Genomic DNA, 12,197 nt, shown 5'->3' on the forward strand with positions numbered 1-12,197 from the left:
CCCGATGCTGGAGCGGTGATGGACGAGACGGAGTTCTGGGAGCTGGTCGACAGCACGCGCGAGGCCGCCGGGGGCGATCCCGAGGACCAGGCCGAGCTGCTGGTGGACCGGCTCACCCGGCTGGACCCCGAGCGGGTCCTGGACTTCGCCCGTCACTTCGAGGCCCGCTACAACCGCGCCTACCGCTGGGACCTGTGGGGCGCCGCCTGGGTGCTCCTGGACGGGGCCAGCGACGACGCGTTCGACTTCTTCCGGTGCTGGCTGATCGGCCAGGGCCGGGAGGTGTTCGAGGGCGCCCTGCACGACCCGGACGCGCTGGCCGGACTGCTGGGCGACTTCGACGAGGAGGTCGACGGCGACGCCGAGGAGCTGGGGTACGCGGCCGACGAGGCGTACGAGCAGCTCACCGGCACGGTGGCGGCCGACCTCGGCATCCCGCCCGCGCCCGCGGAACCGGCGGGCACCCCGGTCGACCTGGAGAACGAGGCGCTGCTCGCCGAGCTCTACCCGAGGCTCTGGGAGCGTTTCAAGGGCTGAGGGGCGGAGGTGGTGGGGGTGTGTGCCGTGGCGGGCGTGCGCGACGTGGCGGGCGTGCGCGTGGCTCGCGGTGTCACCGCGGTGGGTGCCCGGCCCTGGAGGCGGGCCGCGGTCTCCCTGATCTCGGGCAGCCGGGCGGTGAGTGCGGCGCCGGGGCAGCTGGTCATGAAGCCGTCGTTGTGACCGGCGACGGCGGGCAGGGCGACGGCGGTGCCCGCGCGGAAGCGGCTGTGCCCGTTGCTGGAGACCAGCCGCACCCGCTCGCGCGGATCGATGTCGGCCAGGCCCAGTTTCCAGGCGGCGAGGGCCGCGATGGCATCGGTCATGGCGCGCGGCACCGGCACGCCCGCGGTGAAGGTGCCGATCGCGGCGATCCCGGCGGTGCGGTGGTTGAAGCCCTGTGCGTGGGCGCCGACGACGGCCCGGTCGGTGCCGCCCGCCCGGCCCTCGTAGATGGTGCCGCAGCGGTCGACGAGGAAGTTGTAGCCGATGTCGTCCCACTTCCGGGCGCCGGTCTGCCCGGCGTAGAGGCGGCGGATGATCTCGGGGGTGTCCGCGCACCTGTAGCCGTTGGGCGAGTCGGTGTGGTGCACGAAGACGGCGATCACCTTGTCGTCGTAGCGCGGCGGCGGCTGGGTGTGCCCGGCGGCGGTGCCGGTCAGCCAGGCGGAGCGCGGCACGATCAGGGGCCGGCCGGCGAGGTGGGTGCTCCTGGTCCCGGGCGCGGCGGAGTTCAGGTCGAGGGCCGCGGGCCGGTCCAGCGGGATCCGGGCGGGCCGCTGCACGCCGTGCGCGCACAGGGCGAGCGCGAGTACGGCCATCAGGCCGGGCAGGGAGCCCAGCAGCACCAGCAGCGGGCCGGGGAGCCGCCCCGGCCGGGGTGACCGGGACCGCCGGAGCAGCCGTGCCGGCCGCGGCAGCCGAGCGGTGAGCGAGCCGCGGGTCCCCCTGGCTCTTCGGACGACGGACATGGTCCCACTCTCGGACCGATCACCCCTGCCCGCGATGTGCGCTGTGCCACCTGGCGGAACCAACGTCCCGGTCCGGGACGTTTCTGCGGTTACAGGCACACGTGGCCGGTTCGCCGTCGGCGCCCGATCATGTACCTGTGACCCCTCAACGGACCCGACCCGCCCGTGCGAGGGGTCCGAAGAGAAAGGCGGCTCCGTGGACCTGCTCGATCTGCTCCTGGTGCTGGTGATCCTCCTGTACGCCGCGTCCGGATACCGGCGCGGCCTGGTGGCGGGCTGTGTCTCGCTGGCCGGGTTCGTCGGCGGCGCGGTCGTCGGCGTGTGGGCGCTGCCGTGGGTGACCGGCCAGGTGGCACGCGGGACCGCGACGGCCACGGTGCTCGCGGTGCTGACCGTGCTGGTGCCGGCCGCGGTGGGCCATGAGCTGGCGGGCCGGCTCGCGCTACGGCTGCGCGGGGGCCTGGACAAGGGCCCGCTGCGCGTGGTGGACGGCGTCGGGGGCGCCGCGGCCAACGCGGCCGCGGTGCTGATCGTCGCCTGGGTGGCGGCGAGCGTGCTCAGCGCGGCCCCGTCGCCCGCGCTGACCACGGCGATCCGGGACTCCTCGCTGCTCGGCGCCGTGCAGCGGACGATGCCGGAGACCACGCCCGCCTGGTTCTCCCGGGCCACCTCCGCGCTCACCGACGCGGGGTTCCCGCAGGTCTTCAACCCGTTCGAGAACGAGTCGACGGCGCAGGTGCCGCGCCCCACCGGGGACAGCGTCACGGCGGCCGCGACGAACGCCGCCAAGGCGAGCACGGTCAAGATCGAGGGAGTCTCGGGCAGCGAGGGCCGGGAGGGCAGCGGGTTCGTGTTCGCACCGGGGCGGGTGATGACCAACGCGCATGTGGTGGCGGGCATCACCCGGCCGAGCGTGCGGGTGGGCGGGGTCGGCCCGGTGTACCCGGCCCGGGTGGTGCTCTTCGACCCGGACCGGGACGTGGCGGTGCTGTACGTGCCGGGGCTCGACGCGCCGGTGCTGCGCTTCGACACCGCCGCCTCGCGCGGGGACTCGGCAGTGGTGGCGGGCTACCCGCAGGACGGCAGCCTGAACCTCCAGGCGGCGACCGTGGGGAACCTCGTGCGGGCGACCGGGCAGAACATCTACAGCGACGGCGCGGTCACCCGGGAGATCTACTCGATCCGCTCGACGGTCCGGCCGGGCAACTCCGGCGGGCCGCTGCTGACGCCGGACGGCCGGGTGTTCGGAGTGGTGTTCGCCCGCTCCACCTCGGACGCCGAGACGGGGTACGTGCTGACGGCGTCCGAGGTGGCGGCGGACGCCCGGCGGGCGGCCACGGCGACGGCGGCGGTGGACACGGGCGCGCTGGTGGGCTGAGCTCGCCCACGCGCGGGGCGGCCCGGTCACAGGGCGCGGCCCATGGAGATGTCGTCGACGTAGCCGCCGTCGAGGAGGAACTCGCCCGGCAGGACGCCCTCCACGGCGAAGCCCTCGGTCTCGTAGAGCCTCCTGGCCGGAGTGTTGTGGCCGAGCACGCGCAGGTTCAGCCGGCGCGCGCCGCGCGCACGGGCCTCGGCCACGGCGGCCCGGATCAGCGCCCGGCCCAGGCCCCGGCCGCGGGCCTCCTCGGCGACCACGAAGCCCTGGATCGTGAGGACGTGCGCGTGGGCGGGGAGCGGGATCATCTGGGCGAGGCGGACGTAGCCGGCGATGTGCCCGTCCAGTTCGGCGACGAGGAAGTCACCGGGGCGGTGGCGCTCGTCGAAGAGCGGCGGGTACGGCGGCTCGGGGCGGGGCGTCACCGCGTGCAGGGTGGACCAGGTGACCCGATCGAGGTGAGCGAGGGGCTCCTCGTCGGCGGGCGTCGCGGGGCGTATGCGCGGCTCGGGCATGGTGGTCACCCTAAGTCGGCGGGTCCCGGGGGCCCATGGGGTTTTTCTGCGCACGCTCCGGGCGCGCGCGGGCGCTTCACGGTGGCGCGCGAGGGCGGCGTGCGGCGTGCGGAACGGATGTGACCGAATGCGACCTCCATGCGACCGTGCCCTGTCGATGCGCGACTCCTTATGACCGATCGCGGCGCTGATACTCGACGCGAACTCGGGTATCCCTGAAGCCGGTTGGGGGCACAACGTCTCCACCGACCGCTCAGCGCAACCACAGGAGGGGCCTCGTGCTTGAGCCCGCGAACCAGGTGGACGTCGTCATCGTGGGGGCCGGAATCGCCGGACTCTCGGCGGCCCACCGGCTCACCAGCGCAGGAGTAACGACCGCAGTCCTGGAGGCCGCCTCCTGTGTCGGCGGCCGCATGGCGACGGAGAAGGTCGACGGTTTCCGGCTCGACCGTGTCGGACAGCTGCTGTCCACCGCGTATCCCGAACTCCGGCTGACGCCGGGGCTGGACTCCCTGGCCCTGCGGCCCTTCGCCCCGGGTGTGCTGCTGCACCGCGACGGGCGCACCCATCGGGCGGGCGCGCCGGCGAGCGGAGGAAGCGCGAGGGGCGCACTCCATGCGGTGCGCGCCCTGGCGAGCGCCCCCAGGGGCGCGGCGGCGCCGCCCGGGAGGGGCGGTGGCGCACCGGTGGGCGGCGCGATGGACCAGGCGCGGCTGGGCGCGGCGCTGAACCGGATCGCCGCGACTCCGGTCGCACGGCTCCTCGCCCGTCCGGAACTGCCCGCCGCCCAGGCCCTCGCGGCCCGGGGGGTGCCGGCCCGCACGGTCGAGGGGTTCCTGCGGCCGCTGCTCGCCGCGTTGCTGTGCGACCCGGAGCTGACGACGTCCAGCCGGTGTGCGGACCTCGCGCTGCGGGCGTTCGCGAGCGGACGGCTGTGCGTGCCGGAGGGCGGCGCGGACATGCTGCCCGAGCTGCTGGCGCGGACGCTGCCGCCGGGGACCGTGCACACCGGGGTGCGGGCCACGTCCGTGTCCACGACTTCGGTGATCACGGCGGAGCACGGGGAGATCCGCTGCCGTGCGCTGCTGCTGGCGACCGACGCGCGCGCGGCGGCGGAGCTGCTGCCGGGGCTCAGGGTGCCGGAGTTCCATCCGGTGACGGTGGTCCACCACACGACGGACGAACCGGCGGCCGCGTTCTCCACCGGTGCGTCGCTGCTGCTGGACGCGGACCGGGGCGGACCGGTGGCGCACACGTCGGTGCTCAGCAACGTGGACCCGAGCCGGGCGCCCGGCGGACGGGTGCTGATCTCCTCCACGGTCCTCGGCACCCCGCCCGAGGGTGTGGACACCGCGGTCCGTATCCACCTCTCCCGCCTGTACGGCATGTCCACGCGCCGCTGGGAGACGCTGGCCGTGCATCACACCCCCGAGGCGGTCCCGGTCATGCGCCCCCCGCACGACCTCCGCCGCCCGGTGCGCCTCCTGGCCGGCCTCTACGTCTGTGGCGACCACCGTGGCACCAGCACCCTCCAGGGCGCCCTCCACTCCGCCCACCGCGCCGCCAGGTCCGTCCTGTCGGACCTGGGCGTCACGGACTGCCTCCGCACCGCCGACCCGGCCCCGACGATGCCGAAGGCCGCCTGACGCCTCCGGCGGTGCCGGCCTCCGCGACTCGGAGTCCGGCACCGCCGCGTCCCCTCCGCCGGACCGTCCCCGCCGGACCGTCCCCGCCGAGCCGGCCGGGGCCGGTGTCAGTTCAGGGCCGCCACCTTCTCGTGGTAGGTCCTCGCCGGGGCCGCGTCCTTGTAGGGCTCCAGGCGGCGTTCGAAGTCGCGGATGTACTCGACGGCCCGGACGCTGCGCATGTCCGCGGCCTGGGTCGCGGCCTCCGTGGCCAGCGCGCACGCCTGGTCGAGTTCGCCGAGGCCGAGGCGGGCCGTGGCGAGGACGACCCGGCAGAAGAGCCGGCTGCGGGCGTACGCGGGGGCGCGCAACTGGAGCGAGCGCTCCGCGTGTTGCGCGGCCGCCCGGAACTGCTGGAGGTCCCGGTGGCAGTGCCCCAGCTCGTCCGCGAGCTGCGCCTCGTCGAAGAACCGTGCCCAGTAAGGCACTTCGTCCCCCGGCCGGGCCACCTCCAGCGCCCGCTCGGCCCGCACCAGCGCGGCCGTGCACGCCCGCACCTCCCCCAGCACCCCGTGCGCCCGCGCCTCCGCCGCGTGCAGCAGCGACTGCACGGCCGGCGGTCCCCCGGTGCCGATCCCCTGCTGGGCGACCCGCGCGAGCTGCACCGCCTCCCTGCCGTGCCCGAGATACACCGCCTGCCTGCTCATCGTGACCAGCACGAAGGAGCCGTACGGCCGGTCCCCGGCCGCCTGCGCGAGCCGCAGGGCCTGCACGAAGTACCGCTGGGCCAGCCCGTGCGCGGCGATGTCGTACGAGGTCCAGCCCGCGAGCCGGGTCAGGTCCGCGGCCGCCGAGAACAGCCGGCGCCCGGTCTGCTCGTCGTAACTGCCGCGCAGCATCGGCTCGCACTCGTGCTCCAGGTACCGCACCAGCGCCTGCCGCGCGTGCCCGCCGCCGAACCGGTCGTCCAGGGTGCGGAACAGCTCGCCCACCGAGCGCAGCGCGGCGATGTCGCCCCCGCCGACCCGGTGCCCGGGGATCCGCTCCAGGGGTACCCGGGGCCGGGGCCGCCCGACCGGTGTCCGCAGCACGCCCGGACGCCCCTGCGCGGGCACCCGGGGCGCCGGCTCCCGGGCCACCCGGTCGTCGGGCTTGCCGATCAGCCAGTCCCGGCTGGGCACGACGAGGCCCGCCGGGGTGAACGCGATCTTGCGCAGCTCGGCATGGCTGCCGGAGTCCTTGCGCCACAGGCCGCCGACGATGTCCACGGCCTCCTCCGGGGTGGCCGCGAACTCCAGCCCGGCGTAGACCGGCGCGCACGCGTCGAGGCCGAGGTCCTGGGCGGAGAGCCGGCGCCCGAGCCGGCGGGTGAACACCTCCGCGATCAGCGCGGGCGTCGTACCTCTCGGCTGCTGGCCGCGCAGCCAGCGGGTGACGGATGTCTTGTCGTATCTGAGGTCCAGCCCGTGTTCCAGGCCGAGCTGGTCGACGCGCCGGGCCAGACCCGCGTTGGAGAACCCCGCCTCTGCGATGAGCGCGGCGAGCTGGCGGTTGGGGGTGCGCTGCGCGGGTCGGTCCGTCATCTGTGGTGCGGTCTCCTGCCTCCGGGCGTCGTTACGTGCCGGGATTGCCTGTGAGCAGCCCTTTTGGCCTCATGAACGGCGTGAATGTAGCGGAGAGTGAGCAGCCGGTCGGATACTTCAGCTTTCATTCATCCGATCGTGTGAGGATTGCCCGCAGGGCTGACGCCCCGCGGACGGACGTACAGTGGCGTGGGCGCGTTATGTGCCTGACATCGCTAGGGAGGCGCTTGCCGTGAGTGAATTGCGGTTCGTCCGTATGGGGTTCGGCGCGGAGGCCGTCGACTACCAGGAGGCATGGGACGAGCAGCGCCGGGTGCACGCCGCCCGGTTCGCCGACGAGATCCCGGACACCCTGCTGCTCCTGGAGCACCCCCCGGTCTACACGGCGGGCCGGCGCACGGAGGACAGCGAGCGGCCGCTGGACGGCACGCCGGTGATCGACGTGGACCGCGGCGGCAAGATCACCTGGCACGGCCCGGGGCAGCTGGTGGGGTACCCGATCCAGAAGCTCCCGCGCCCGGTGGACGTGGTGGCGCACGTACGGCGCCTGGAGGAGGCCCTGATCCGCACGTGCGCGGAGTTCGGCCTGGAGACCACCCGCGTCGAGGGGCGCAGCGGTGTGTGGGTGCTCGGCGACCCCGTGGAGCAGCGGCCGGCGATCGGCGGCCTCTCCCTCGACTTCGACCCCCGGCTGACCGACGAGGAGTTCGACCCCCGTCTCAACGGCCCCGAGTACGCACCCTCCAACGCCGGCCAGCGCCGCGAGGACCGCAAGATCGCCCAGATCGGCATCCGGGTCGCCAAGGGCGTCACCATGCACGGCTTCTCGTTCAACGTCTGCCCCGACATGAAGTGGTTCGACCGCATCATCCCCTGCGGCATCCGCGACGCGGGCGTGGCCTCCCTCGCGGGCGAGCTGGGCCGGGACGTCACGATGGAGGAGGTGGTGCCGGTGGCCGAGAAGCACCTCCGGGAGGTCCTGGAGAACGCCGCCCCGAGGCCGCGGCCGATCGAGAAGGCGTCGGCCTGAGCATCCCCCGGACGGGAATGCGCCCTGCGGTCGTGAGGTTGGTCTCGTCGCCAGGGCATGCAGAGCACGGGCGTACCCTGGGGGACGCCGAAGAATCAAAGCTGAGGGAGCCGGTCGTGTCCGCAGTCGCACCCGACGGACGCAAATTGCTGCGCCTGGAGGTCCGCAACAGCCAGACCCCCATCGAGCGCAAGCCCGAGTGGATCAAGACCCGGGCGAAAATGGGCCCCGAGTACACCAAGATGCAGAACCTCGTGAAGAGCGAGGGCCTGCACACGGTCTGCCAGGAAGCCGGCTGCCCGAACATCTACGAGTGCTGGGAGGACCGCGAGGCCACCTTCCTCATCGGCGGCGACCAGTGCACCCGTCGCTGCGACTTCTGCCAGATCGACACGGGCAAGCCCGAGGCCCTGGACCGCGACGAGCCCCGCCGGGTGGGCGAGTCCGTGGTCACCATGGACCTCAACTACGCCACCATCACCGGCGTGGCCCGCGACGACCTGGCGGACGGCGGTGCCTGGCTGTACGCCGAGACCGTGCGCCAGATCCACCAGCAGACCGCGCAGCGCGCGAGCGGCCGTACGAAGGTCGAACTGCTCGCCCCGGACTTCAACGCGGTCCCCGAGCAGCTGGCCGAGGTCTTCGAGTCCCGCCCCGAGGTCTTCGCGCACAACGTCGAGACCGTGCCCCGGATCTTCAAGCGGATCCGCCCCGGCTTCCGCTACGAGCGGTCCCTGAAGGTCATCACGGACGCCCGCGACTTCGGCCTGGTCACCAAGTCCAACCTGATCCTCGGCATGGGCGAGACCCGTGAGGAGGTCAGCGAGGCGCTCCGGCAGCTGCACGAGGCCGGCTGCGAGCTGATCACCATCACCCAGTACCTGCGCCCCTCCGTGCGCCACCACCCCGTCGAGCGCTGGGTGAAGCCGCAGGAGTTCGTGGAGCTGAAGGAGGAGGCCGAGGAGCTCGGCTTCTCCGGTGTGATGTCCGGCCCGCTGGTGCGCTCCTCGTACCGCGCCGGCCGCCTGTACCGGATGGCGATCGAGAAGCGCGGGAGCTACGTCGCCGGCCAGGCGGTGTGAGCCCCTGCCGCCCCCGCGTGTGTGAATTCGCGCACGAGTGATTACCGGCCAGTAACGGCCGGTTCGGCGCGGTCCTGGCCGTCCTCCCTGATGGGGGCGCCCGTCAGGGCCGCGTCGGTGCTCCCGGGCCCCGCATCAGGGTTTCATCGGTGTTTGACCGCTCGGACACGCCCTGGTAACACCGATCAGTGACCCTGGAATCACGCCTCGTACACCACCCGCTCGCAGGGGGTATCTCGACCATGCAGGCCCCGCCGGTACGTGCCACCGCCATCCCCTCCTTCACCGACGCCCTCCGCGCCGTCGAGTCGCTGCTGATGAGCGGCGGCCAGCGCACCGCCCGCCGCAACGCCTGGACCTCGGTCCTGGAGGACCGCCGCCGGGCCAAGGACCGGGTGGAGGCGCAGCGCTTCTACGACCGGTCCGTGGACGGCTCGTAGCGTCGGCGCCCCCGCGGGCTCTGCCGTCGTCCGCGCTCCCGGGGCCACGTAGACTGCGTGCCATGGCGAGGAAGGAAACCGCGGCGGACGCCGCGAATGCCGGGCGACTGAAGCAGATCGCCCTGACGTACAAGATGACCCGCAAGGTCGACACCAAGATCGGCCTTGTGCTCGCGGCGGTCGGCCTCGGCACGCTCGCGGTGTTCCTCGTGATCGGCTTCTTGCTGGGCCACCCGGTGTACCTGGGCATCTTCGGTCTGCTGGTCGGCCTGCTGGGGGCGGCGGTCGTGTTCGGCCGCCGGGCCGAGCGGGCCGCCTTCGGTCAGATGGAGGGCCAGCCGGGCGCCGCGGCGGCGGTGCTGGACAACGTCGGCCGGGGCTGGACCACCACCCCCGCGGTGGCGATGAACCGCAGCCAGGACGTGGTGCACCGCGCGGTCGGCAAGGCCGGCATCGTGCTGGTCGCCGAGGGCAACCCGAACCGGGTCAAGAGCCTGCTGGCCGCCGAGAAGAAGAAGATGAACCGCATCGTCGCCGATGTGCCGGTGCACGACGTCATCGTGGGCAACGGCGAGGGCCAGGTCGAGCTGAAGAAGCTGCGCACCACCATGCTGAAGTTCCCGCGCGTGCTGACCGGCCCCCAGGTGACCGCCACCAACGACCGGCTGCGCGCGCTCGGCGACCTGATGAGCAACATGCCGGTGCCGAAGGGTCCGATGCCCAAGGGCATGCGGATGCCGAAGGGCGGCAAGAGCGGGCGCTAGTCCCGCGACCGAGTACGACGAGATGGGGGCGCCCGGTGTGACACCGGGCGCCCCCATCGTCGTACCGTTCGCCCCGGCGAGGGCTCAGACGCGGACCTCGACCGTCTTCGCCAGCCGGTCGTGCAGGCCGCGGCCGTCGCGGTCCCAGACCAGGGCCGGGATGGCGAGGCACAGCAGGGCGGTGCGCACCAGGGAGCGCAGCGGGTTGACGGTGCCGGTCTCCAGGGCCACGACCCGGATGCCGAACAGGCGCTTGCCCGGGGTGAAGCCGATGGTGCCGACCAGCACGGCGCTCATGACGAAGAAGACGCCGAGCGCCCAGTTGCCGGTGCTGCCCTGGTCGTAGCCATGCGTGATCAAGCTGTATGCGATCAGCAGGCACAGGGCCCAGTCGACCGCGATGGCCCCGAGCCGCCTGCCCGGCCGGGCCAGGGAGTTGGGTCCCTCCGCCGGAAGACCCAGCTGCTCGCCCCGGTGACCGAAGTCCGCGCCGGCGTCTTCCATGGCGGCGCGAGGGCCGGAGAGCCACGATCCGATTGCCTGCCTGTTGTCCACCCGACCACGGTACTGCGTCCCCATATGACCGGGGGACGCCGGGGTGTCCCGGGGCTACGGTGGAGGAGTGCCCGGTTAACTTCTGCGAAACAATCGGGTCACGCCGGAGAAATCACCCGTCCCTAGGGTCATGACGAGCGTGTGCCACCGCACTGGCCGCACGAACGATCTACCGCCCCGGCGAGGACGGTCGGGAGTAGGAGGAGCTGGATGTTCCAGAACGCCGACGAGGCCAAGAAGTTCATCGCGGACGAGGACGTCAAGTTCATCGACGTCCGGTTCTGCGACCTGCCGGGCATCATGCAGCACTTCACCGTGCCCGCCGAGGCGTTCGACCCGGACGAGGAGCTGGCCTTCGACGGATCTTCGATCCGCGGCTTCCAGGCCATCCACGAGTCCGACATGGCGCTGCGGGCGGACCTGTCCACGGCTCGTGTCGACCCGTTCCGCCGGGACAAGACGGTCAACATCAACTTCTTCATCCACGACCCGATCACGGGCGAGCAGTACTCCCGCGACCCGCGCAACGTGGCCCGCAAGGCGGAGGCATACCTCGCCTCGACCGGCATCGCGGACACCGCGTTCTTCGGCCCCGAGGCCGAGTTCTACGTGTTCGACTCGGTGCGCTTCCAGACCAGCGCGAACGAGTCCTTCTACCACATCGACTCCGAGGCGGGCGCCTGGAACACCGGTGCGGTGGAGGACAACCGCGGCTACAAGGTCCGCTACAAGGGCGGCTACTTCCCGGTCGCGCCGGTGGACCACTTCGCCGACCTGCGCGCCGAGATCTCCCTGGAGCTGGAGAAGTCCGGCCTGAAGGTGGAGCGCCAGCACCACGAGGTGGGCACGGCCGGCCAGGCGGAGATCAACTACAAGTTCAACACGCTGCTCGCCGCCGCCGACGACCTCCAGCTCTTCAAGTACATCGTGAAGAACGTGGCCTGGCGCAACGGCAAGACCGCGACCTTCATGCCGAAGCCGATCTTCGGTGACAACGGCTCGGGCATGCACGTGCACCAGTCGCTGTGGAGCAACGGCGACCCGCTGTTCTACGACGAGGCCGGGTACGCGGGCCTCTCGGACACCGCCCGCTACTACATCGGCGGCATCCTCAAGCACGCCCCGTCGCTGCTGGCCTTCACCAACCCGACGGTGAACTCGTACCACCGCCTGGTGCCGGGCTTCGAGGCGCCGATCAACCTGGTGTACTCGCAGCGCAACCGCTCCGCCGCGATGCGTATCCCGATCACCGGCTCCAACCCGAAGGCCAAGCGCGTCGAGTTCCGCGCGCCCGACTCCTCCGGCAACCCGTACCTCGCCTTCTCGGCCCTGCTCCTCGCGGGCCTGGACGGCATCAAGAACAAGATCGAGCCGGCCGAGCCGATCGACAAGGACCTCTACGAGCTGGCTCCCGAGGAGCACGCGAACGTCGCCCAGGTCCCGACCTCCCTCGGCGCCGTGCTCGACCGCCTGGAGGCCGACCACGAGTTCCTGCTCCAGGGCGACGTCTTCACGTCCGACCTGATCGAGACCTGGATCGACCTGAAGCGCACCCAGGAGATCGCCCCGCTGCAGCTGCGGCCGCACCCGCACGAGTTCGAGCTGTACTTCGACGTGTGATCCGCCCGTCACGCGGGGCCCGTCACGTGACGGGCCCCGCGTGAGCCGCACGCACCGGGGCCGCCTCCCGAGAGGGAGGCGGCCCCGGACGTGTGTC

The 12,197-nt window shown here is 72.6% G+C and carries 12 protein-coding genes; 8 read left to right on the forward strand and 4 right to left on the reverse strand.

Translation table 11 applies throughout. The features are described 5' to 3' along the window. The first annotated feature begins 18 nt into the window (after positions 1-18). Positions 19-537, forward strand: a complete 519-nt coding sequence (locus tag VT52_RS01340) for a DUF4240 domain-containing protein (RefSeq protein WP_046421244.1) — start codon at positions 19-21, stop codon at positions 535-537. Here VT52_RS01340 and VT52_RS01345 read toward each other — a convergent pair. Further along, positions 504-1,508 (reverse strand): peptidoglycan recognition protein family protein, encoded by a 1,005-nt coding sequence (locus tag VT52_RS01345; RefSeq protein WP_107481214.1) that lies wholly within the window; start codon positions 1,506-1,508, stop codon positions 504-506. The two genes, VT52_RS01340 and VT52_RS01345, sit on opposite strands and share 34 nt — an antisense overlap. A gap of 196 nt (positions 1,509-1,704) precedes the next feature. Here VT52_RS01345 and VT52_RS01350 point away from each other — a divergent pair, with 196 nt between their 5' ends. After that, positions 1,705-2,886 (forward strand): MarP family serine protease, encoded by a 1,182-nt coding sequence (locus tag VT52_RS01350; RefSeq protein ID WP_046421242.1) that lies wholly within the window; start codon positions 1,705-1,707, stop codon positions 2,884-2,886. A gap of 26 nt (positions 2,887-2,912) precedes the next feature. Here the strand turns inward: VT52_RS01350 and VT52_RS01355 are convergent, their stop codons facing one another. After that, positions 2,913-3,401 carry a GNAT family N-acetyltransferase gene (locus VT52_RS01355; protein ID WP_206306408.1) on the reverse strand — a complete coding sequence of 163 codons (489 nt, stop codon included), beginning with the start codon at positions 3,399-3,401 and terminating at the stop codon, positions 2,913-2,915. A gap of 278 nt (positions 3,402-3,679) precedes the next feature. On the opposite strand from VT52_RS01355, the gene VT52_RS01360 reads away from it, so the two are divergent. Beyond that, positions 3,680-5,047, forward strand: coding sequence for an NAD(P)/FAD-dependent oxidoreductase (locus VT52_RS01360; protein WP_046421240.1), 1,368 nt, complete (start codon positions 3,680-3,682; stop codon positions 5,045-5,047). A 107-nt stretch (positions 5,048-5,154) separates the two neighbouring features. Here VT52_RS01360 and VT52_RS01365 read toward each other — a convergent pair whose 3' ends face one another. Beyond that, positions 5,155-6,609 (reverse strand): NsdA family TPR-like regulatory protein, encoded by a 1,455-nt coding sequence (locus VT52_RS01365; protein WP_046421238.1) that lies wholly within the window; start codon positions 6,607-6,609, stop codon positions 5,155-5,157. A gap of 232 nt (positions 6,610-6,841) precedes the next feature. Between VT52_RS01365 and lipB the strand changes: the two genes are divergently transcribed. From lipB to VT52_RS01385, 4 genes are all read left to right on the forward strand, one after another. Next, positions 6,842-7,639, forward strand: a complete 798-nt coding sequence (gene lipB / locus VT52_RS01370; RefSeq protein ID WP_046421237.1) for a lipoyl(octanoyl) transferase LipB — start codon at positions 6,842-6,844, stop codon at positions 7,637-7,639. 116 nt (positions 7,640-7,755) lie between these two features. Continuing rightward, on the forward strand, positions 7,756-8,721 hold the full coding sequence (gene lipA / locus VT52_RS01375) for a lipoyl synthase (RefSeq protein ID WP_046421235.1): 966 nt from the start codon (positions 7,756-7,758) through the stop codon (positions 8,719-8,721). A 242-nt stretch (positions 8,722-8,963) separates the two neighbouring features. Next, a complete protein-coding gene (locus VT52_RS01380; RefSeq protein ID WP_046421234.1) occupies positions 8,964-9,161 on the forward strand; it encodes an SCO2195 family GlnR-regulated protein in 198 nt (65 codons plus the stop codon). A gap of 62 nt (positions 9,162-9,223) precedes the next feature. Continuing rightward, positions 9,224-9,925 (forward strand): DUF4191 domain-containing protein, encoded by a 702-nt coding sequence (locus VT52_RS01385; RefSeq protein ID WP_046421233.1) that lies wholly within the window; start codon positions 9,224-9,226, stop codon positions 9,923-9,925. Positions 9,926-10,009: 84 nt separating this feature from the next. Here VT52_RS01385 and VT52_RS01390 read toward each other — a convergent pair whose 3' ends face one another. After that, positions 10,010-10,480, reverse strand: a complete 471-nt coding sequence (locus VT52_RS01390; protein WP_046421231.1) for an RDD family protein — start codon at positions 10,478-10,480, stop codon at positions 10,010-10,012. A gap of 210 nt (positions 10,481-10,690) precedes the next feature. On the opposite strand from VT52_RS01390, the gene glnA reads away from it, so the two are divergent. Continuing rightward, on the forward strand, positions 10,691-12,100 hold the full coding sequence (gene glnA / locus VT52_RS01395) for a type I glutamate--ammonia ligase (RefSeq protein ID WP_046421230.1): 1,410 nt from the start codon (positions 10,691-10,693) through the stop codon (positions 12,098-12,100). Positions 12,101-12,197: the final 97 nt, after the last annotated feature.

It is taken from the genome of Streptomyces malaysiense (assembly GCF_000980885.2).
Classification (GTDB): domain Bacteria; phylum Actinomycetota; class Actinomycetes; order Streptomycetales; family Streptomycetaceae; genus Streptomyces; species Streptomyces malaysiense.